The 20,595-nt window shown below is 71.9% G+C and carries 17 protein-coding genes; 8 read left to right on the forward strand and 9 right to left on the reverse strand.

The features are described from left to right. Window positions 1-54: 54 nt before the first annotated feature. The 4 genes from AB0F77_RS33895 to AB0F77_RS33910 form a co-directional block, all read right to left on the reverse strand. A complete protein-coding gene (locus AB0F77_RS33895) occupies window positions 55-3,843 on the reverse strand; it encodes a multifunctional oxoglutarate decarboxylase/oxoglutarate dehydrogenase thiamine pyrophosphate-binding subunit/dihydrolipoyllysine-residue succinyltransferase subunit (RefSeq protein WP_361955641.1) in 3,789 nt (1,262 codons plus the stop codon). A 281-nt stretch (window positions 3,844-4,124) separates the two neighbouring features. Next, a complete protein-coding gene (locus tag AB0F77_RS33900) occupies window positions 4,125-5,234 on the reverse strand; it encodes an ATP-binding protein (RefSeq protein ID WP_361955643.1) in 1,110 nt (369 codons plus the stop codon). Then, complete coding sequence (locus tag AB0F77_RS33905; RefSeq protein ID WP_361955645.1) at window positions 5,231-5,968, reverse strand: response regulator transcription factor; 738 nt, start codon at window positions 5,966-5,968, stop codon at window positions 5,231-5,233. The genes AB0F77_RS33900 and AB0F77_RS33905 overlap by 4 nt, the downstream gene beginning before the upstream one ends. 113 nt (window positions 5,969-6,081) lie before the next feature. Continuing rightward, the gene (locus tag AB0F77_RS33910) at window positions 6,082-6,759 is read right to left on the reverse strand and encodes a spermidine synthase (protein WP_361955647.1); all 678 of its coding nucleotides are present in this window, start codon (window positions 6,757-6,759) and stop codon (window positions 6,082-6,084) included. A 160-nt stretch (window positions 6,760-6,919) separates the two neighbouring features. On the opposite strand from AB0F77_RS33910, the gene AB0F77_RS33915 reads away from it, so the two are divergent. Then, window positions 6,920-7,606, forward strand: a complete 687-nt coding sequence (locus AB0F77_RS33915; protein ID WP_361955649.1) for a rhomboid-like protein — start codon at window positions 6,920-6,922, stop codon at window positions 7,604-7,606. A gap of 27 nt (window positions 7,607-7,633) precedes the next feature. Beyond that, the gene (lon, locus tag AB0F77_RS33920; protein WP_361955651.1) at window positions 7,634-10,057 is read left to right on the forward strand and encodes an endopeptidase La; all 2,424 of its coding nucleotides are present in this window, start codon (window positions 7,634-7,636) and stop codon (window positions 10,055-10,057) included. A 61-nt stretch (window positions 10,058-10,118) separates the two neighbouring features. On the opposite strand, the gene AB0F77_RS33925 is transcribed toward lon, so the two are convergent. Further along, entirely contained in the window at window positions 10,119-10,943 is an 825-nt protein-coding gene (locus AB0F77_RS33925; protein WP_361955653.1) for a lysozyme, read from the reverse strand. A 221-nt stretch (window positions 10,944-11,164) separates the two neighbouring features. On the opposite strand from AB0F77_RS33925, the gene AB0F77_RS33930 reads away from it, so the two are divergent. Next, a complete protein-coding gene (locus AB0F77_RS33930; RefSeq protein ID WP_361955655.1) occupies window positions 11,165-11,656 on the forward strand; it encodes a MarR family transcriptional regulator in 492 nt (163 codons plus the stop codon). 10 nt (window positions 11,657-11,666) lie between these two features. Here the strand turns inward: AB0F77_RS33930 and AB0F77_RS33935 are convergent, their stop codons facing one another. After that, window positions 11,667-12,455 (reverse strand): protein phosphatase 2C domain-containing protein, encoded by a 789-nt coding sequence (locus AB0F77_RS33935; protein WP_361955657.1) that lies wholly within the window; start codon window positions 12,453-12,455, stop codon window positions 11,667-11,669. A gap of 422 nt (window positions 12,456-12,877) precedes the next feature. Here AB0F77_RS33935 and AB0F77_RS33940 point away from each other — a divergent pair, with 422 nt between their 5' ends. The 5 genes from AB0F77_RS33940 to AB0F77_RS33960 are packed head-to-tail and all read left to right on the forward strand — an operon-like array spanning window position 12,878 to window position 18,400. Beyond that, window positions 12,878-15,586 (forward strand): nitrate- and nitrite sensing domain-containing protein, encoded by a 2,709-nt coding sequence (locus tag AB0F77_RS33940; RefSeq protein WP_361955659.1) that lies wholly within the window; start codon window positions 12,878-12,880, stop codon window positions 15,584-15,586. Continuing rightward, window positions 15,583-16,086 (forward strand): roadblock/LC7 domain-containing protein, encoded by a 504-nt coding sequence (locus AB0F77_RS33945; protein WP_361955661.1) that lies wholly within the window; start codon window positions 15,583-15,585, stop codon window positions 16,084-16,086. The genes AB0F77_RS33940 and AB0F77_RS33945 overlap by 4 nt, the downstream gene beginning before the upstream one ends. Next, window positions 16,083-16,502 (forward strand): DUF742 domain-containing protein, encoded by a 420-nt coding sequence (locus AB0F77_RS33950; protein ID WP_361955663.1) that lies wholly within the window; start codon window positions 16,083-16,085, stop codon window positions 16,500-16,502. The genes AB0F77_RS33945 and AB0F77_RS33950 overlap by 4 nt, the downstream gene beginning before the upstream one ends. After that, window positions 16,483-17,127 carry an ATP/GTP-binding protein gene (locus AB0F77_RS33955; protein WP_361955665.1) on the forward strand — a complete coding sequence of 215 codons (645 nt, stop codon included), beginning with the start codon at window positions 16,483-16,485 and terminating at the stop codon, window positions 17,125-17,127. Before AB0F77_RS33950 ends, AB0F77_RS33955 begins: the two co-directional genes overlap by 20 nt. 25 nt (window positions 17,128-17,152) lie before the next feature. Beyond that, window positions 17,153-18,400: a styrene monooxygenase/indole monooxygenase family protein gene (locus tag AB0F77_RS33960; protein WP_361955667.1), complete on the forward strand. Its 1,248-nt coding sequence runs from the start codon at window positions 17,153-17,155 to the stop codon at window positions 18,398-18,400. A 55-nt stretch (window positions 18,401-18,455) separates the two neighbouring features. Here the strand turns inward: AB0F77_RS33960 and AB0F77_RS33965 are convergent, their stop codons facing one another. The 3 genes from AB0F77_RS33965 to AB0F77_RS33975 all read right to left on the reverse strand — a co-directional run bounded on the left by AB0F77_RS33965 (window position 18,456) and on the right by AB0F77_RS33975 (window position 20,593). Continuing rightward, complete coding sequence (locus AB0F77_RS33965; protein ID WP_361955669.1) at window positions 18,456-19,511, reverse strand: NlpC/P60 family protein; 1,056 nt, start codon at window positions 19,509-19,511, stop codon at window positions 18,456-18,458. A 109-nt stretch (window positions 19,512-19,620) separates the two neighbouring features. Continuing rightward, window positions 19,621-19,935, reverse strand: a complete 315-nt coding sequence (locus AB0F77_RS33970; RefSeq protein ID WP_361955671.1) for a hypothetical protein — start codon at window positions 19,933-19,935, stop codon at window positions 19,621-19,623. A 10-nt stretch (window positions 19,936-19,945) separates the two neighbouring features. Continuing rightward, on the reverse strand, window positions 19,946-20,593 hold the full coding sequence (locus AB0F77_RS33975; RefSeq protein ID WP_361955673.1) for a TetR/AcrR family transcriptional regulator: 648 nt from the start codon (window positions 20,591-20,593) through the stop codon (window positions 19,946-19,948). Window positions 20,594-20,595 lie beyond the last annotated feature (2 nt).

Raw genomic sequence — 20,595 nt, forward strand, 5'->3', positions numbered from 1 at the left:
AGACAACGGACGACCCATCACGGACGACCCATCACGGCCGACCCAGCGGAGCGCCTACGCTTCGAACACCTCACGCACCAGCTGCTCCTGCTCCGCCTGGTGACGCTTCGCGGAGCCGACCGCCGGGGACGACGAGTGCGGGCGCGAGATGCGGCGCAGCCGCTCACCGTGCGGGACGTCGGCGCCGACCGCCAGGTCCAGGTGGTCGATCAGGTTCAGGGCGATGAACGGCCACGCACCCTGGTTCGCCGGCTCCTCCTGGGCCCACAGGTACTTCTCGGCGTTCGGGTACTTGGCGATCTCGGCCTGGAGCTCGGCACCCGGCAGCGGGTACAGGCGCTCGATCCGGATGATCGCGGTGTCCGTCGCGCCGCGCTTCTGCCGCTCGGCGTCCAGGTCGTAGAAGACCTTGCCCGCGGTGAACACGACCTTCTTGACGGCCGCCGGGTCGGTGACCGTCTCGTCGCCGATGACCGGACGGAACTGGCCCGCCGTGAACTCCTCCGCCTTCGAGGCCGCCGCCTTGAGGCGCAGCATCGACTTCGGGGTGAAGACGACCAGCGGCTTGTGGTGCGGGTTGTGCACCTGCCACCGCAGGAGGTGGAAGTAGTTCGACGGGAGCGTGGGCATCGCGACCGTCATGTTGTTCTGCGCGCACAGCTGGAGGAAGCGCTCAGGGCGGGCCGACGAGTGGTCGGGGCCCTGGCCCTCGTAGCCGTGCGGGAGGAGCAGGGTCACTCCGCTCGTCTGGCCCCACTTCTGCTCCGCGGACGAGATGAACTCGTCCACGACCGTCTGGGCGCCGTTGACGAAGTCGCCGAACTGGGCCTCCCACATCACCAGCGCGTCCGGACGGGCCAGCGAGTAGCCGTACTCGAAGCCCATCGCCGCGTACTCCGACAGCAGCGAGTTGTAGACGTTCAGCCGCGCCTGCTCCTCGGCGAGGTACATCAGCGGCGTGAACTCCTCGCCCGTCTCACGGTCGATGAGGACCGCGTGACGCTGGCCGAAGGTGCCGCGCTGCGAGTCCTGGCCGGCGAGCCGGACCGGGACGCCTTCGAGGAGCAGGGAGCCGACGGCGAGGGTCTCGCCCATGCCCCAGTCGATCGTGCCGTCCTCGACCATGGCCGCCCGGCGCTGCAGCTGCGGCAGCAGACGCGGGTGGACGGTGATGTGGTCGGGGATGTTGACCTGGGACTCGGCGATCCGCTTCACGACCTCCGTGGAGACGGCCGTGGTGACCGCGACCGGGAACTCGGCCTGCGGGTCGGACGTCTCGGACGCCACCGGCTGCGAGGTGGCCTCACGGACCTCCGTGAAGACCTTCTCCAGCTGGCCCTGGTAGTCCTGGAGCGCCTGCTCGGCCTCTTCCAGGGTGATGTCGCCACGACCGATCAGGGACTCGGTGTAGAGCTTGCGCACCGAGCGCTTCTTGTCGATCAGGTCGTACATCAGCGGCTGGGTGAAGGCCGGGTTGTCCGACTCGTTGTGACCGCGGCGGCGGTAGCAGATGAGGTCGATCACCACGTCCTTGTTGAACGCCTGGCGGAACTCGAAGGCGAGCCGCGCCACCCGCACGACGGCCTCGGGGTCGTCGCCGTTCACGTGGAAGATCGGGGCCTCGATCATGCGGGCCACGTCCGTCGCGTACATCGAGGAGCGCGAGGACTCGGGGGCCGCGGTGAAGCCGACCTGGTTGTTGATGACGATGTGGACCGTGCCGCCGGTGCGGTAGCCGCGCAGCTGCGACATGTTCAGGGTCTCGGCCACCACACCCTGGCCCGCGAAGGCCGCGTCGCCGTGGATCGCCACCGGCAGCACCGTGAAGTCCGTGCCGCCCTTGTTGACGATGTCCTGCTTGGCGCGGGAGACGCCCTCCAGGATCGGGTCGACCGCCTCCAGGTGCGAGGGGTTGGCGACCAGCGAGACCTTGATCTGCTCGCCGTCCAGGCCGGTGAAGGTGCCCTCGGCGCCCAGGTGGTACTTCACGTCGCCGGAGCCGTGCATCGACTTCGGGTCGAGGTTGCCCTCGAACTCGCGGAAGATCTGCGCGTACGACTTGCCGACGATGTTGGCGAGGACGTTCAGGCGGCCGCGGTGGGCCATGCCGACGACGACCTCGTCCAGGCGGGACTCGGCGGCCGAGTCCAGCACCGCGTCCAGCAGCGGGATGACGGACTCGCCGCCCTCCAGGGAGAACCGCTTCTGCCCGACGTACTTCGTCTGGAGGAAGGTCTCGAACGCCTCGGCCGCGTTCAGGCGGCGCAGGATGCGCAGCTGCTCCTCGCGCTCCGGCTTGGAGTGCGGGCGCTCGACGCGGTCCTGGATCCACTTGCGCTGCTTCGGGTCCTGGATGTGCATGAACTCGATGCCGGTGGTGCGGCAGTACGAGTCGCGCAGGACACCGAGGATGTCGCGCAGCTTCATCATCGACTTGCCGGCGAAGCCGCCGACGGCGAACTCGCGCTCCAGGTCCCACAGGGTGAGGCCGTGCTCGACGATGTCCAGGTCGGGGTGCTTGCGCTGGCGGTACTCCAGCGGGTCGGTGTCGGCCATGACGTGGCCGCGGACCCGGTAGGAGTGGATCAGCTCGAAGACACGGGCGGCCTTGGTGACGTCGTCGTCGTGGCTCGCGTCGATGTCCTTGAGCCAGCGGACCGGCTCGTAGGGGATGCGCAGGGCCTCGAAGATGTCGTCGTAGAAGCCGCTCTCGCCCAGCAGCAGGTTGGCGACCTGGCGCAGGAACTCGCCGGACGCGGCGCCCTGGATGACCCGGTGGTCGTAGGTCGACGTGAGCGTCATGACCTTCGAGATGCCGAGCTTGTTCAGGGTGTCCTGGCTGGTGCCCTGGAACTCCGCGGGGTAGTCCATCGAGCCGACGCCCATGATCACCGACTGGCCGGGCATCAGGCGCGGCACGGAGTGCACGGTGCCGAGGCCGCCGGGGTTGGTCAGGGAGACCGTGACGCCGGTGAAGTCGTCCATCGTCAGCTTGTTGTCGCGGGCGCGACGGACGATGTCCTCGTAGGCCTGCCAGAACTCGAAGAAGTTCAGGGTCTCGGCCTTCTTGATCGCCGCGACGACCAGCTGGCGGTCGCCGTTGGGCTTGACCAGGTCGATGGCGAGGCCGAGGTTGACGTGCGCCGGCTTGACGAGGGTCGGCTTGCCGTCCTTCTCGCCGAACGACCAGTTCATCGACGGCATGGCCTTGATGGCCTGGACCATCGCGAAGCCGATGAGGTGCGTGAAGGAGATCTTCCCGCCCCGCGCCCGCTTCAGGTGGTTGTTGATGACGATGCGGTTGTCGAACAGCAGCTTCACCGGGACCGCGCGGACCGAGGTGGCCGTCGGCAGCTCCAGCGAGGCGTTCATGTTCTTGGCGACCGCGGCGGACGGGCCGCGCAGCGTCACGAACTCCGGGCCGTCGGGCGCCCCGGCAGTGGGCGCGGCCGACGCGGCCGGCTTGGCCGCGGGCGCCGGCTTCGCGGGCGCCGGGGCGGCCGGAGCAGGCGCCGCGGCGGCGGGCCGGGGAGCGGCCGGGGCCGGTGCGGGCACCGCGGGGGCGGCCGCGGCGGCGGGCTGCGCCGGAGCGGCCGGAGCGGCGGCGGTGGTCTCCGCGGCCCCCGCGGCCGCGGCACCCGCCGGAGCCGACGCGGCGGCCGCGCCGGGCTTGTAGTCGGCGAAGAAGTCCCACCAGGCTCGGTCTACCGAATTCGGGTCCTGGAGGTACTGCTGATAGATCTCGTCGACGAGCCACTCGTTGGGACCGAACGCGGCGGCAGGGTTCTTCCCGGCTTGGTCGTCGGTCGAAAGACTCGAGTTACTGGGGGACTGTGGCGACACGGCGGCAACCGCCCTCTTCCGCTTCACAAGGTGATGGACAGCGGGAATAAAGGCTACGCCCCCGCGGCCGGGAAGGTCAGGTCGGGCAGGTTCATCGTCGCGTAAGTCACATCGGAATGTGTGTTTCGGGACTTGAAATGGCGGGAAACAAGCGTGGTTCATCCGTGAGAGGTACGCCTCGACCGGGGCCCCGGCGCTCGACGGGCGCGGGCCTTCGCTGATCACACGTGTCCGTCGGCGCGGACGCTCGTGGATCTTGTTGCTCCGATTCGAACTTTACGTCAACTTGGCGCGGAAGGCTCTCCCGGAAGGGTGACGAGAATCCGGCACCCCCGCTCGGATTCGGCCACACCGATCCGGCCGCCGTGCAGATCGACGGCCCAGCGCGCGATCGCCAGGCCGAGGCCCGTACCGCCGTCGCTGCCCGGTCCGTGCGGTCGGCTGACCGCCCCCCGGTTGAACCGCTCGAAGACCTTGTGCCACTCGGACCTGGGGATGCCCGGACCCTCGTCCAGGACCTCCAGCTCCAGCGAGTCGGGCAGCGGCCCGCGCCGCGCCTTCACCGTCACCCGGCCGTGCGCCGGGCTGTGCTTGACCGCGTTGTCGATGAGATTCGCCACGACCTGGTGGATGCGCTCCGGGTCGGCGAGCGCGGTCAGCTCGGGCGGGGAGACGTCGAGGTGCAGGTGCACGTCCGTGCGCGAGTGGCTGCCCGAGTCCGACGCGATGCCCGCGCGCGCGGAGGCGACCATGTTGGCCTCCTTCAGCACGCCCGAGAGGTACGGCCACACCTCGAACCGCTGGGTGCGCAGCGGTACGACGCCGTTGTCCAGCCGGGACAGGTCGAGCAGCGTCTCCACCAGCCGGCCGAGCCGCTCCGTCTGCTTCAGCGCCGTGCGCATGGTCTCGGGGTCGGCCCGGGTGACCCCGTCCACGATGTTCTCCAGCACCGCGCGCAGCCCCGCGATGGGGGTGCGCAGCTCGTGCGAGACGTTCGCCACCAGCTCCTTGCGCTGGCGGTCCTGCGCCTCCAGCTCGTCCGCCATGACGTTGATCGTCTGGGCCAGGTCGCCCAGTTCGTCGCGGCGGTTCTCGCGCACCCGGCGTGTGTAGTCGCCGTGCGAGATCGAGCGGGCCACCGCGTTCATCTCGTCCAGCGGCGAGGTCAGGGACAGCGCCACGAACTGGGTGATCAGCAGCGTGGCGATCATCGAGAAGACCGTGATGAAGCGCAGCTCCGTCTTGGTGTGCACCGCGATCATGGACAGACCGGTGGTGATCAGCACCGAGATGACGACGAGCGCGCCCAGCTTGGTCTTGATCGAGAACGGGCGTACGCCGCCCCAGGGTTCCCCGGGGCTCCTCCGTGCGGCCGGCCGCCCCTCGCTCATGGCGTCGGTGTCTCCAGCGCGTAGCCCACGCCGTGCACCGTGCGGATGCGTTCCGCGCCGATCTTCCGCCGCAGCGCCTTGATGTGGCTGTCGACGGTGCGGGTGCCCGACGCGTCCGCCCAGTCCCACACCTCGGCCAGCAGCTGCTCGCGGGAGAGCACCGCGCGCGGGGTGTTGGCCAGGCAGACCAGGAGGTCGAACTCGGTCGGCGTCAGGTGCACGTCCTCGCTGCGCACCCGCACCCGGCGCTGGGCGTGGTCGATCTCCAGCTCGCCCAGGCGCAGGATGCCCGAGCGCGGCGTGGCCGCGGCGAGGGCCGCCCGCTCCACGCGGCGCAGCAGCACGTGCACCCGCGCCGCCAGCTCCCGCATCGAGAACGGCTTGGTCATGTAGTCGTCGGCGCCGACCCCGAGCCCGACCAGCATGTCGGTCTCGTCGTCCCGCGCGGTGAGCATCAGCACCGGCACCGGGCGCTGGGCCTGCACCCGGCGGCAGACCTCCAGGCCGTCGAAGCCCGGCAGCATGATGTCGAGGATCAGCAGATCGGGCTGCCATGCCTCGGCGGTGTCCACGGCCGCCGGTCCGTCGCCCGCCGTTTGCACGAGGAATCCCTCGGCGCGCAGGCGGGCCGCGATGGCGTCGACGATCGTGGGGTCGTCCTCGACGACCAGGACGCGGCGCTGTGCGCCCGGTGTGGCCGCGGTGCCGCTGTGCGAGGTGTGTGTCTGCTCCATCGCCCGCCCCTGATGTGTGCTTTCCGGAATCCGTGGGGTGATTCCATGACTGCGTTTGACGCTTGAATGATCGGCGTCAGGGAAGCACATTACGGGGACGGGCCCTGCCGTCGCTATCCAGGTCGTACGGCGAGATGCACGACGTCGGGAACGCCCCGGGCAACGGGGATCTCTTCGGTACGCACCTGTTTGAACCCGGCATTCCGCAAGGATCCTTCAAATTCCGGGGAGGGTGTCGCGGACCACACCGCGAGTACCCCTCCGGGCCTCAACACCCTTGCGCAGCTTGCCAGTCCGGCCGGTGAGTACAGGCTGTCGTTGCCCTCGTCGACCGTCCAGCCGGGGCCGTTGTCGATGTCCAGGCACAGCGCGTCGAACGTGTCGCACGTCACATTGACGTACGCGACGAGATCGCTCTCCACGATCGCCGTGCGCGGATCGGCCAGGGCGGCCGCGGACAGGTCGGACAGCGGGCCCCGGCGATGCCAGTCGATCACCGCGGGCTCCCGCTCGACGACCGTGATCCGCCCCCAGCGGGGATCGGCGGCCGCGTGCGCCAGGGAGAACCCGACGCCCAGGCCGCCGATCAGCACGTCGGGCGCCGCCCTGCCGTCCAGGGAGTTCGACGCGGCGTCGACGAGGAGGCGTTCCGAGCGGCCGTCCGAGGTGTCCATCAGGAAGCAGCCGTTGGCGATGATCTGGAGCAGCCGCCCGTGCCGGCGCAGGACGACCTCGCCGTAGGGGCCCTCGCGCCGGTCCAGTACTTCGGGGATCTCGTAGGCGCTGGTCATGGGCCCATCCTGCCCGAACGGGCGGTCACGGCCCGGGGAATTACGGATGACGGCAGGTGGGCCGCACAGTTCACCCGTACGAGCGTCCTCCTGTTCCCGGGAACACCCGACCGCCACCTCGGGTTCACCCAAACAGCCGTGCGGAAGGAGGCCGTGGTCCGTGGAACGCGCAGCACGTACGCCCGTCACCCTCGTCTACGCCCTCCTCCTCGTCGTCACCTCCCTCGTCGCCGAGTTCGCCGACCCCGATCTCGTGCGCGACCTCCAGCAGGCGTCGAGCACCGACGTGGCGCATCTGCTGCGCACCCCCGGGCCCGTGCTGCTGACCAGCGCCCTGTGGATCGTGGGCGGACTGTGGTCGCCGTTCGGGCTCGCCTTCGTCGTCGTACTGGGCGCCCTCGAACGGCGGATCGGCGGGGCGCGCACCCTCGCCGTCTTCCTGCTCGGCCATGTGTTCGCCACCCTCGCCACCGAGGTGCCCGTGGGGTTCGCCGTCCTCGCCGGCCATCTGCCCGACAGTTCGCTGCACCGGCTCGACATCGGGGTCAGCTTCGGCATGGCCGCGTCCGCCGGCGCCCTCGCCGGGCTGCTGGCCCCCTGGCCGCGCCGGCTGCTGCTCCTCGGGACCGGCGGCGCCCTCGTCGGGGGCCTGGTCGCGTTCACCGACCCGCTGACCGACTGGGGACACCTGATCGCCCTCGGCATCGGCGTCGCCCTCTGGCCGCTGGTCCGGCTCTGGCGGCGCACCCGGGTGTTTCCGCAGGCCGGAGGCGGTGACGGAGCGATCGCTCAGAGCGAACGCGGCCAGGGGAACAATCGAAGGCTCACGTGCATTGAGTCGGCATAGCTCAACTTGAATGCCGAAGGGGAGATCATGGCTTCTGAGTCCTCTGCGTCCACAACGCTCACTCTGCCTGTGCTGCCGCTCGACGACGAGGTCGTGCTGCCCGGAATGGTGGTGCCGCTGGACCTCAACGATCCCGACGTACGCGCCGCGGTGGAGGCCGCCCAGGCCGCCGCCCGCTCCGAACCGGGCAAGCCCAAGGTGCTCCTGGTCCCGCGCGTCGACGGCTCGTACGCCGGCATCGGCGTCCTGGGCACGGTCGAGCAGGTCGGCCGTCTCGCCGACGGCGACCCGGGCGCACTGATCCGCGGTCGCGGCCGGGTGCGGATCGGCGCCGGCACCACCGGACCGGGCGCGGCCCTGTGGGTCGAGGGCACACGGGTCGACGAGGAGGTGCCGGACCCGCAGCCCGGACACGTCGCCGAGCTGGTGAAGGAGTACAAGGCACTCGCCACCGCCTGGCTGCGCAAGCGCGGCGCCTGGCAGGTCGTGGACCGCGTCCAGGCCATCGACGGCGTCTCCGCGCTCGCCGACAACTCCGGCTACTCGCCCTTCCTGACCACCGAGCAGAAGGTCGAACTGCTGGAGACCACCGACCCGGTGGCCCGGCTGAAGCTCGCCACCCAGCAGCTGCGCGACCACCTCGCCGAGCAGGACGTGGCCGAGAGCATCGCCAAGGACGTCCAGGAGGGCGTCGACAAGCAGCAGCGCGAGTTCCTGCTCCGCCGTCAGCTGGAGGCCGTCCGCAAGGAACTGCGCGAGCTGAACGGCGAACAGGACGGCGAGGAGTCCGACGACTACCGCACCCGTGTGGAGGCCGCCGACCTGCCCGAGAAGGTCCGTGAGGCCGCTCTCAAGGAGGTCGACAAGCTGGAGCGCGCCAGCGACCAGTCGCCCGAGGGCTCCTGGATCCGCACCTGGCTGGACACCGTCCTCGAACTGCCGTGGAACGAGCGGACCGAGGACGCGTACGACATCCAGGGCGCCAAGGCCGTCCTCGACGCCGAGCACGCCGGCCTGGACGACGTGAAGGAACGGATCACCGAGTACCTGGCGGTGCGCAAGCGCCGCACCGACCGCGGCCTCGGGGTCATCGGCGGGCGGCGCGGCGGTGCCGTGCTCGCGCTCGTCGGCCCGCCCGGCGTCGGCAAGACCTCGCTCGGCGAGTCCGTCGCCCACGCCATGGGCCGCAAGTTCGTCCGCGTCGCCCTCGGCGGCGTCCGCGACGAGGCGGAGATCCGCGGCCACCGGCGCACCTACGTCGGCGCGCTGCCCGGCCGCGTCGTCCGCGCGATCAAGGAGGCCGGTTCGATGAACCCGGTCGTCCTGCTCGACGAGATCGACAAGGTCGGCTCCGACTTCCGCGGCGACCCGGCCGCGGCCCTCCTGGAGGTGCTGGACCCGGCCCAGAACCACACCTTCCGCGACCACTACCTGGAGGTCGAACTCGACCTGTCCGACGTGGTGTTCCTGGCCACGGCGAACGTGCTCGAAGCCATCCCGGAGGCCCTGCTCGACCGCATGGAGCTGGTCCGCCTGGACGGTTACACGGAGGACGAGAAGGTCGTCATCGCCCGCGACCACCTGCTCCCGCGCCAGCTGGAGCGGGCGGGCCTGGGCAAGGACGAGGTCACCCTGGAGGAGAGCGCGCTGCGCAGGCTGGCCGGCGAGTACACGCGCGAGGCTGGCGTGCGCACCCTGGAGCGCTCCATCGCCCGGCTGCTGCGCAAGGTCGCGGCCCAGCACGAACTCGGCGAGCGGGAGCTGCCGTTCACGATCACGGACGCGGAACTGCGCGGACTGATCGGCCGGCCGCACCACGTGCCGGAGTCGGCGCAGGACCCGGCCGAGCGCCGCACGTCGGTCCCGGGTGTCGCGACCGGTCTCGCCGTGACCGGCGCGGGCGGCGACGTGCTCTTCGTCGAGGCGTCCCTCGCCGACCCGGAGACGGGCGCGGCGGGCCTGACCCTGACCGGTCAGCTGGGCGATGTGATGAAGGAGTCGGCGCAGATCGCGCTGAGCTTCCTGCGCAGCCACGGCGCCGAGCTGGAACTGCCGGTGGCCGACCTCAAGGACCGGGGCGCGCACATCCACTTCCCGGCGGGCGCGGTCCCCAAGGACGGACCGAGCGCGGGCATCACGATGACGACGGCGCTGGCCTCGCTGCTGTCCGGGCGGCTGGTGCGCACCGACGTCGCGATGACCGGCGAGGTCTCGCTGACCGGGCGGGTCCTGCCGATCGGCGGCCTGAAGCAGAAGCTGCTCGCCGCGCACCGGGCGGGGGTCACGACCGTGATCATCCCCAAGCGCAACGAGCCCGACCTGGACGACGTCCCGGCCGAGGTGCTGGACAAGCTCGACGTCCACGCCGTGACCGACGTCCGCCAGGTCCTGGAGCTGGCCCTCGCGCCCGCCACGAACGGCGCGGAGCCGGAGGTCCCGGTGGCGGCGTGACGGACGCCGGCGGGTGACCGGAGGCCCGGATCCCCCGAGGGGGTCCGGGCCTTCGTCGTGCTCAGCCGTTGGCGAGGGCGACGACCCGGTCCAGGGCGCCGTTGAACCGGTCGTGGTCGCCCACGGTCGGACCGGACGAGGTGTACTGCCACATCGTCTGGTACGCCCAGCCCGCGGGCAGCGTCCCGGGGTCCGCGGCGTAGCGGGCGATCCACAGCGGATGGCTCGCCGCGAAGCCCGCGTGGTTGCCGGTGCACTGCGTCCACCAGCTCGTGGCCGTGTAGATGACGGCGTCCCGGCCGGTGCGGGCCCGGTAGCGGGCGAGGAAGTCGGAGATCCAGTCGACCATCGCGCCGGCCGACTTGCCGTAACAGGCGTCGCCGTACGGGTTCCACTCGATGTCGAGCACACCGGGCAGCGTCCTGCCGTCGCGGGACCAGCCGCCGCCGTGGTCGGCGAAGTAGTCCGCCTGGGCGGTACCGGTCGTGGTGTCGGGCGTCGCGAAGTGGTAGGCGCCGCGGATCATCCCGATGTCGTAGGAGCCGTTGTACTGCTGCGCGAAGGACGGGTTCGTGTAGTACGTGCCCTCCGTCGCCTTGGCGTACGCCCAGCGGACCCCGCTGCTCCACAGGGTCGGCCAGGCCACGGCGCCCTGGTGGCCGGAGACGTCGACGCCCTCGGTCTGGGCGGCCCGGCCGGTGCCGGGCGCTCCTGACCGCCCGTCGTGGGCGAGGACGCCCATGCCCATGTGGGCGGAGCCGCGCGGCGGGACGGTCGCGGCCTCGGCGGAGGTGAGCGGAAGGGTGAGGGAGAGGGCCGACAGGAGCGTCACGGCGAGCGCCGTGAGCGTGCGGCGGTGACGGGGGACGGAACCGAGCACGGGCATGACGTGTCTCCGGTGGGGGTGGTGGGGGGAACCTCGGACGGCCCGCGGACGCGGGCATGCCGTCGCGTGCCGTACGGAGACGCTACGCACGTAGACGACGGCGTGGGAAGGGGGTCCGGAGGCTGCCGTTGGTCTACGCCTGCGAAATACTGGCCGAGCTGCGGCTGTCGCGGCGTTCGGCGGAAACTTTCAGGACCGCGAAACCGATCAGGGGTGCTGACGTGCACGAGGACGGAAACGGCGACGGACCCTCCGTCGTCCCCCAGTTGACGCCCAGTGGCGCGGACCAGGAATTCCTGTCCCTGGAGCGTGAGTTGACGGTGCTGCTCCGGCGCGCCCGGGCCAGCCAGGGGGAGATGGCCCGCGAGGTCCACCCCGACCTGGAGACGGCCGCGTACGGACTGCTGGCCCGCCTCGACGAGCAGGGCGCCCAGCGTGCCACCGAACTCGCCGCGTACATCGGCGTCGGCAAGGCCACCATGTCCCGCCAGCTGCGCGCCCTGGAGCAGCTCGGGCTGGTCGCCCGCGAGCCCGACCCCGCCGACGGCCGGGCCTGGCTGGTGGCGCTCACCGAGACCGGCCGCGGCCGGGTCGGCAAGGTCCGCGAGGCCCGCCGCGGCCGCTACGTCAGCCAGCTCGCCCACTGGGACCGCCGCGAGGTCGCGGAACTGGCCCGGCTGCTGCGCCGGTTGAACGACGTCATGGAGAAGTAGCCGCCGTCCCTCACAGCTCGGCGTACACGGCCGTCGCGTCGTCGTGCGTCTTGCCGCGGCCGAGACGCACCCGCTGCTCACGGTCCGCCGTCTCCAGCTCTCGTACCCGGTCGACCAGGGCGCGCGCGCCCCGCTTCCGTATCAGAGTGAAGCACTCCGTCCAGTCGCCCTCGTGGAACGTCTCCACCCAGCGGGTCGCGCCGTCCGTGAGCGCGGCCAGGGCGCGCACCTCGGCGCGCGGGAGGGTGCCGGAGACCGCGCGGGCGGCGACCGAGGGGTCGGCGGCGGCCGTGAAGAAGCCGCCCTCGCGATTGCGCACCGTGGCGTCCACGACGGCGTCGGTGACGAGGGCGGACCGCGGCAGCCGGGAGAGCCGGTCGTCCAGGACGGGGGTCACCGTGCCGTCGGGGGCCTCCAGCAGCAGGGCCGAGTCGGAGAGCACCAGGTACTCGACGGTGTCGGCGGACCAGCGGACCAGGACGACGGTTGCCTGAGGCGTCCGCGGGTGAGAAAGGTCACAGGTCGCGGAGTGTGCCTCGGCCGTACGGAGGATGGCCCGGGAGAGAATCTCCGGCAGCGTCAGATCTCGCCCCGAAACGGTCAGTTCGACCAGGGCCCCGCCGAGCCGGGCGGTGAACCAGGGGACCGAATGCAGACACCCCGTGCCGTCCCGAGGTGGGGTGACTCCGTCCAGGACCACCACGCAACCGCCCTGTCCGCAGGCCGGTAGTCCGACAGCGGCGAAGTCCTCGTTGGGGCGGTCGACGGCGCCGGGCTCCGAGATGAGGTCAGTACGCATTCGGCCAGTCTGCACGACCCCTTCACAAGGTCCGTCAAAGGCTGGCATCGGTTGCCGAATTGACGCGGCGGCCCAGGTCAGACGCCTGGTTTGGGAGGGAATGCAGTGGTCCGGGAAAGCGTGGCGGCGAATATTGTCAAAGCCGGGCGTCCGCGTCCAACCGGCCTGCCACACCCGCCCCGTGCACAGGCCGGAGGAACTTGCCCGCCAACTCCCCTCCGATGTTCACTCCTTCGGGTGGCGGCTCAGGTGATGTGCGACCACTGACCACCGGCACTGGGAGGGTCGGGGCACGGACCGTACCGGGAGTACGCACCACCTTTGGCACCCTGTGACCGGGTGCCACCCGGGCCCATGGGTACACGAGTTCAGGATTGTGAGCACCGGTGCAGATGAAGCGGCCTCGGCGCACAGGCAGGCAGATGGCCCCCGCGGGGGGCGAGCAGCGCAGCACCCCCGTCGGCACCGGCCGCCCCAAGCACGTACGCAACCGGCTGATCGTCGCCGTCGCGGTGGTGGCAGCCGCCGTGGCCGGGGCGGGAGCCCCGTCGCTGCTGGCCGCCTCCGCGCAGGTGGGCGACTCCCAGGAGCTGGTGACGCTGGCGGGGCGCACCCAGGACGCCCTCGCGCTCGCCCACTCCCTCGCGGACGAGCGCGACGAGGTCACCGCCTTCGTCGCGGCCGGCCGCCCCAAGGACAAGGCGCCCTCCGCGCAGCGCAGCGCCCGCGTCGACCGCCAGGTCGCGGACCTGCGCGCCGACCCGGACACCCCGGCCTGGCTCCGCGCCGACCTCGACGGCATCGCCTCCGTGCGCCGCTCCGCCCTCACCGGCAAGGGCTCGGCCCTGGAGGCGCACCAGTCGTACTCGGGCGCCGTGGCCGAACTGCACCGCCTCGCCGAGGACCTGGCCGAGAAGATGCCCCCCAGGGCGGGCTCGGGCGCCTACGCGCTCGCCGAGCTGGACGCCGCCGTCCAGCAGTCGGCCGCCGCCCGCGGACTGCTCCTCGCGGCCCTCGACGTGCCGTCCACCACCCAGACCGTCATCAGCCCGATCACCGGTCTGCCCACCACGACCTCGGTGACCGGCGACGCCGACCGCAAGCGCCGCGACGCGCTGACCGCCGCCGCCCAGCAGGCCCGGACGCGCTCCGACGCGGCCGTCGCCGACTTCCGCGAGACGGCCCCCAAGTCGGCCGTGACGACGTACGACTCCACGGTCACCGGCCCCGAGGTCAACTCCGCCGACAAGTACCTCGCCTCGCTCACCGACCAGCCCTCGCTCTCCGACGACGACCTCGACACCAGCGCCAAGAAGCTGGACGCGGCCCTGTCCGCGCGGATCGAGCTGATGCGCGGCGTGGAGTCCTCCCTCTACGACCGCCGCACCAAGGACCTGGCGAAGCTGCGCGACGACGACGTCACCGCGCTGGAGATCCGCGTCGCCGTCCTCGGCGCGCTCGTGCTGGTCGCCATCGGCATCGCCACCGCCATGGCCCGTACGCTCACCCGCCCGCTGTCGGTGCTGCGCCGCGGCTCGGCCCGGCTGGCCGAGGCGGAGGACCCCACGACCGAGGAGCCGGTGACCTTCACCGGCCGCAACGACGAGTTCGCGCAGGTCGTCCGCTCCGTCAACGCCCTGCACGCGCGCGCCGCCGCCCTCCACGAGCGCATCACCACCCTGGAGACCGACCGCAAGCACCTCGTCGGCCAGCGCCAGCGCATGGCCGACACCCGCGAGGAACTGCGCGCCGAGATCGTCGACTCCGCCACCCAGCTGGAGCGGCTGCGCGGCAGCATCGGCGGCACCTTCGTCAACCTCGCCCTGCGCACCCTCGGCCTGGTCGAGCGCCAGCTCGCCGTCATCGAGGGGCTGGAGGAGCGCGAGCAGGACCCGGAACGGCTGGCCACGCTGTTCAAGCTCGACCACTTCGCCACCGTCATGCGCCGGCACAGCGAGAACCTCCTCGTCCTCGCCGGTACCGAGCACGTCACCCAGAACCCGGGCCCGGTCCCGCTGGTGGACGTGGTGCGGGCGGCGGTCAGCGAGATCGAACGCTACGAGCGCGTGCGCATCGCCGCGCTGCCCCCGCACGCGCACATCGCGGGCTTCGCCGCCGACGACCTCTCCCACCTGCTCGCCGAACTCATGGAGAACGCCACCTCGTTCTCCCCGCCCGACCTGCCCGTCGAGGTCTCCGGCTGGCTGATGGAGAGCGGCGAGGTGATGCTCTCCGTGCAGGACGAGGGCATCGGCGCGACCGGCGAGCGGCTGGAACGGCTGAACGCCCGCCTCGCCGACTTCGAACCGGACACGCCGTTCGAGCAGGAGGGCGAGGACGGCCTCGGCCTCGGTCTGTACGTCGTCGCCCGCCTCGCCCACCGGCACGGCGCCCGCGTGCAGTTGCGCGAGCAGAAGCAGGGCGGGGTCGCGGCCGTCGTCGTCCTGCCGCAGACCCTGCTGGTGGAGGCCCCGGCGACCGCAGTCCCCGGTCCCACGACCACGGCCGGCCCGCACACGGTGTCCCTGCCGGGCGCCGACGCCGAGGTCAACTCCAACCGGCTGCACGGCCGCGCCGCCGAGGGCGACCCGCTCATCGCCCTGGCGGAGCGCGCCGTACGGGAGAGCGCCGTGCCGCAGCAGCGCGCTGCCGAGCCGGAGCCGCACACCGCCGCGGAGCCGGCCGCCCGGCCGGAGCCGACGGAGCACGGACCGTCCCACCCGGACTCCGCCCGGCCCGAGCCGGAGCCGGAGGCCGACACCGCGCGTGCCGAGACCACGATGGAACTGCTCGCGCCGGAGCCCCCCGCCGACCCCTACGCCATCGGTCCCGACACGCACGAGCGTGCCGTGGACGAGACCCGCGAGCGGACCACCGACAAGGGCCTGCCCAAGCGCACGCCCAAGATCACCGCACCCGCCGAGGCCCCGCACCGCAGGTCCGGCGGTGTCGACGCCGAGGCGCTGCGCCGCAGGCTCGGCGGCTTCCGCCGCGGGGCCGAGGCCGGTTACCGCGACGTCGAGGCGGAGATCTCCGAACAGACCGGCCAGACCAGGACACCCGCGGCCCCACCCGCGGAGCCCACCGCCGGGGAAACCGCGGGGGGCACAGTCGAGGAGGCAAGCAGTTGACCGCGCCCAGTACGTTCGGACTGAGCAGTGAGGCCCGCAACCTGCACTGGCTGCTGACGAACCTCATCGACGAGGTGCCCGGCATCCAGTCGGTCGCGGTCGTCTCCTCCGACGGCCTCCTCCTGCTGTCCTCCGATCCCGGCCGCACCGCGGAGGCCCGCGAGGCCCGGGAGACCAAGCGCTCCGGCCCGCGCGGCTCCGCCGCCGACCTGGCCACGATCGTCTCCGGCATCGGCAGCCTCACCGCCGGCACCGCCAAGCTGATGGACTACGGCAAGGTCAAGCACACGATGGTCGCCATGGACGAGGGCAGCCTCTTCGTCATGTCGATCAGCGACGGCTCCCTGCTCGGGGTGCACGGCTCAGCCGAGTGCGACATGAGCGTGGTGTCCTACCACATGGCCCTCTTCGTGGGCCGCGCCGGACATGTGCTCACGCCCGAACTCCGCAGCGAGCTGCGAAAATCCCTGGAGTCCGAGTCGACCGGGGGCACACGATGAGCGGCAGTACGCCCAAGGGGCTCCCGGTACGCGGCGGCGACCGCAAGGCCGCCCGGGTCCGCCCCTACTCGCTCACCGGCGGCCGGACGCGCTTCGGCCACGTGCTGCTCGTCGAGACGTTCGTGGCGAGCACGGCCGCGCTGGACGCCGCGGAGGAGCGCCTGGAGCTCACCAGTGCGCCGCTCGCCCGCGTCATGCCGGAGATGCAGGCCATCGTCGAACTGTGCCGCCGCATGCGCACGGTGGCCGAGATCGCCGCGCTGCTCAAGATGCCGCTCGGCGTGGTCCGCGTGCTCCTGAGCGACCTCGCGGACCAGGGAAAGATCCGTGTGTACGGAACCGGCACCGACCACGGGGTGGGCCGTCCGGACCGAGCGCTGCTGGAAAGGGTGCTGAGTGGACTCCGCCGTCTCTGACGCCGATACCTTCGTCGGTGTCTCCCCCCTCGTCGAGGACGACGAGGACCTGCGGTCCTGGCAGACGGACCGCACCCGCGCCCCCATAGCCACCAAGATCGTGGTGGCGGGCGGCTTCGGCGTCGGGAAGACGACGCTGGTGACCACGGTCTCGGAGATCACGCCGCTGGAGACCGAGGCGCTGATGACCGAGGCGAGCGAGGGCACCGACGACCTCACGGCCACGCCGGACAAGCACACCACCACGGTGGCCATGGACTTCGGCCGCATCACGCTCGACGACGACCTGGTGCTCTACGTCTTCGGCACGCCGGGCCAGGAGCGGTTCTGGTTCATGTGGGACGACCTGGTGCGCGGCGCGATCGGCGCCGTCGTGCTGGCCGACACCCGCCGGCTGAAGGACTGCTTCCCCGCGCTGGACTACTTCGAGAGCTCCGGGCTGCCGTACATCGTGGCGGTGAACCACTTCGACGGCAGCGAGCTGTTCGACCCGGAGGACGTGCGGGACGCCCTCACGATCCCCGCGCACATACCTGTCATGATCATGGATGCGCGGCGCAAGATCTCGGTGGTCGAGACCCTCCTGGCCCTCGTCGGCCACGCGCTCGACGAAACCCCCGAGTAGTCGCGATTGAGGAGACACCACGCGTATGCGGAAGATACTCGTCGTCGGAGCCGGCCAGTCCGGACTCCAGCTGGCCCTCGGTCTCCAGTCGCACGGATACGACGTCACGCTGATGTCGAACCGGACGGCGGACGAGATCCGCTCCGGTCGTGTCATGTCGACGCAGTGCATGTTCCACACGGCACTGCAGCACGAGCGTGACCTCCAGCTGAACTTCTGGGAGTCCCAGGCCCCGAGGATCGAGGGGCTCGGCGTCTCCGTCGCGGCCCCCGGCTCCCACGATCCGGGCCCCACGCAGCGGGCGATCGACTGGGTGGGCCGGCTCGACGGGTATGCGCAGTCCGTGGACCAGCGGGTGAAGATGGCCGGCTGGATGGAGACGTTCGCCCAGCGCGGCGGGCAGCTGGTCATCCACGGCGCGGCGGTCTCCGACCTCGACTACTTCTCCCGCACCTACGACCTGGTGCTGGTGTCCGCGGGCAAGGGCGAACTGGTGTCCATGTTCGGCCGGGACGCCTCGCGGTCCCCGTACGGCGAGCCGCAGCGGGCACTCGCGGTCGCCTATGTGCACGGGCTCGGTCCGCGGCCGGAGCATCCGGACTTCGACGCGGTGCGCTGCAACCTGGTGCCGGGCGTCGGCGAGCTGTTCGTCATGCCGACGCTCACCACCTCCGGGCGGGCGGACATCCTGTTCTGGGAGGGCGTCCCCGGCGGGCCGCTGGACGTCTTCCGGGGCGTCAAGGACCCGGCCGAGCACCTGGCCCTGACCCTGGAGCTGATGGAGCGGTTCACGCCCTGGGAGTACCTGCGGGCGACGAAGGTGGAGCTGACCGACGCGGGCGGCACGCTGGCCGGGCGGTACGCGCCCACGGTCCGTCACCCCGTCGCGACGCTCCCCGGCGGCGGCCGGGTGCTGGGCGTCGCGGACGTGGTCGTCGCCAACGACCCGATCACCGGCCAGGGTTCGAACTCGGCGGCCAAGTGCGCCGCCGCCTATCTTGCGGCGATCCTGGAGCACGGGGACCGGGAGTTCGACGAGGCGTGGATGCGGGCCGCGTTCGACCGCTACTGGAACACCGCCCGGCACGTCACCAAGTGGACCAACGCCATGCTCGCGCCCCCGCCGGAGCACGTCCTGAACCTCATCGGAGCGGCAGGCGCGCTCCAGCCGGTGGCGGATCGATTCGCCAACGCCTTCGACGACCCGTCCGACTTCGAGAACTTCTTCTACGAGCCCGAGAAGACGGCGGCGTACCTCACCTCCGTGGCCTGACCGGCGGCCGGGGCGCGGGGCGTGCGCGGGCACGGGCACGGGTGCGCCGACGGCGTCACGCGGCCTCTCCTGTCTCCTCGGCGTCCGGGTCCGGACGGACCGCTCCCAGGACGGGGTTGGACGCGAGGGGCGAGAGCTTGACGTGGTCACCCGGGCGGGGGGCCTGGACGACCGTGCCGTCGCCGACGTACATCGCCACATGGGTCGCCTCCGGGAAGTAGATCACCAGGTCGCCGGGGCGCAGCTGCTTCAGGGAGACCTTGGGCAGGCTCGCCCACTGCTCCTGGCTGGTGCGCGGGATCGGCGTCCCGGCGTGGTCCCACGCCTGCGAGGTCAGCCCCGAGCAGTCGTACGACCGCGGCCCCTCCGCGCCCCACTCGTACGGCTTGCCCACCTGCTCCACGGCGTAGCGCACCGCCGCCTCGCCCTCCGGCGACGGCTCCCGCTCCGGCCCCAGCGCCTCCGAGGCCAGCAGCTCCGACTGCGCCTTCGCCGTCCCGTCCCGCTCCAGCCGCGCCACCCCGGCCAGCTCGTCGGCGCTGAGGGAGGCGAGCAGCGTCTCCACCCGGGCGAGCCGGGCCCGTACGGCGTCGCGCTCCTGCTTCTGCCGCCCGGCGAGGGCGAGTTGCCCGTCCAGTGCCTTGCGGGCCTGGCGGGCCAGCGCGTCCGCGCGCCTCGTATCACCCGTGACCCGCCCCACCGTCTCGGCCCGCTCCCGCGCGAGCTGCCCGATGACATGGCGCTCGTCCAGCGCGTGCTGCGGGTCCCGGGCCAGCAGCAGCCGTACGTACGGCGAGATGTCGCCGCTGTTCTGGTACTGCTGCCGGGCCAGCCGCCCCGCCGCCCCCCGGCTCTCGTGCAGCGACAGCCGGGCCCGGGCCAGCTCACCGTCGAGCCTGCGCACCTCGGCACGCCGTGCCGCCAGCTTCTCCGCGGTGGCGTTGTACGTCTCGGTGGCGCGTTCGGCGTCCCGGTACAGCCGCTGAAGGTCCGTCAGCAGCCGTCCCACCGACCGCCCGGGCTCGGGCGCCGCCGCCGCGGGCAGCGGGGCGAGGGCGGCCTGGGCCGCCACTGCGGCCGTACAGACCAGACGCAGGAGCCTTCCTGACATGTCGTCACCTCCGGTGCGGGGGCGGTCGGTCCGCCTCCATCCGCACCGTGAGCATCAGACGCGCGCGCGAGGTCCGCGCGCCGGGCGTGCGCGGTTCGGCGCAAGCGTGTCACCCGTCGGCGTCATCCGGCTTGCCGGACGGCGTGGCGTCTGGATCGGCGTCCGGCTTCGACCAGGGCCACCGCGGCCCGCGCCCGCGCCGTCCCTGCGGGTCGTAGGTGTACTTCCACCCCCGCACCAGCCCGAGCCGTTTGCTGTACCCGCGCGGCTCCCGGCGGTAGACGAGGACGGTGGGCGGGCCGCCGTGCGCGTCGGGGACGGGGATGCGGTACGTCTTCGGGGGCTGCCCGGTGGGGCCGAGCAGCACGGCGAGCACCCGGCCGTCCATGGGGCCGCCCTCGAAGGGGGTGTCCTGTGTCTTCACCCCACCAGTCTCAGACATCCGCCGCGAGGGCGGTGAGGAGCGCGGCGGTCTGCGGGTCGCGTCCCGCGGTGACCGTGAGCAGCGCCATGAACTGCTCGACCAGCCAGTCCCGCAGCTCGTCCGCCGGTGGCTGCTTGTCCTCGTCGAGCCGGATCAGCGACGCCGCCTCCACGGCCGTGATCCACATGCGGACGGTCATCCGCAGCCGCGGCCCGGGGTCCGTGACGCCGAGGTGGCGGTAGATGTGCTCGGCGGCGGCCCGGCGCACACCGTCCACGATGGCCGTGGTCCGGCTGGTCTCCACCACGCTGCCGCCCTGGAGCAGCGCGCTGAACCCGGTGTCGTGCTCGTCCACGAACGTCAGATAGCGGTCGAGGGCACGGGAGAGCCGGGGCAGCAGCGAGCCCTGGAGCGGCTCGTCGAAGCACTGCTCCAGCTCGTCCGCGGCGGATCTGAGCGCCGCCTCGTACAGCTGCGGCTTTCCGCCCGGGAAGTACCGGTACACCAGGGGCCTCGACACTCCGGCGGCCTCCGCCACGTCGTCCAGGGACACCTCGTCGGGCGCGCGGTGCGCGAACAGCGACAGCGCGGAGTCGATCAGCTGACTGCGGCGCTCCTCGACGCCGAGGCGACGGTAGGCGGGGACGGAGGGGGTCATGG

Source organism: Streptomyces sp. NPDC026672 (assembly GCF_040638185.1).
Lineage (GTDB): Bacteria > Actinomycetota > Actinomycetes > Streptomycetales > Streptomycetaceae > Streptomyces.

Coding starts and splice junctions, on each gene's coding strand:
- AB0F77_RS33950 (WP_361955663.1), top strand. CDS start 16,083: ATGAGCGGCAGTACGCCCAAGGGGCTCCCGGTACGCGGCGGCGACCGC.
- AB0F77_RS33975 (WP_361955673.1), bottom strand. CDS start 20,593: ATGACCCCCTCCGTCCCCGCCTACCGTCGCCTCGGCGTCGAGGAGCGC.
- lon (WP_361955651.1), top strand. CDS start 7,634: ATGGCTTCTGAGTCCTCTGCGTCCACAACGCTCACTCTGCCTGTGCTG.
- AB0F77_RS33905 (WP_361955645.1), bottom strand. CDS start 5,968: ATGGAGCAGACACACACCTCGCACAGCGGCACCGCGGCCACACCGGGC.
- AB0F77_RS33960 (WP_361955667.1), top strand. CDS start 17,153: ATGCGGAAGATACTCGTCGTCGGAGCCGGCCAGTCCGGACTCCAGCTG.
- AB0F77_RS33910 (WP_361955647.1), bottom strand. CDS start 6,759: ATGACCAGCGCCTACGAGATCCCCGAAGTACTGGACCGGCGCGAGGGC.
- AB0F77_RS33925 (WP_361955653.1), bottom strand. CDS start 10,943: ATGCCCGTGCTCGGTTCCGTCCCCCGTCACCGCCGCACGCTCACGGCG.
- AB0F77_RS33935 (WP_361955657.1), bottom strand. CDS start 12,455: ATGCGTACTGACCTCATCTCGGAGCCCGGCGCCGTCGACCGCCCCAAC.
- AB0F77_RS33940 (WP_361955659.1), top strand. CDS start 12,878: ATGGCCCCCGCGGGGGGCGAGCAGCGCAGCACCCCCGTCGGCACCGGC.
- AB0F77_RS33900 (WP_361955643.1), bottom strand. CDS start 5,234: ATGAGCGAGGGGCGGCCGGCCGCACGGAGGAGCCCCGGGGAACCCTGG.
- AB0F77_RS33965 (WP_361955669.1), bottom strand. CDS start 19,511: ATGTCAGGAAGGCTCCTGCGTCTGGTCTGTACGGCCGCAGTGGCGGCC.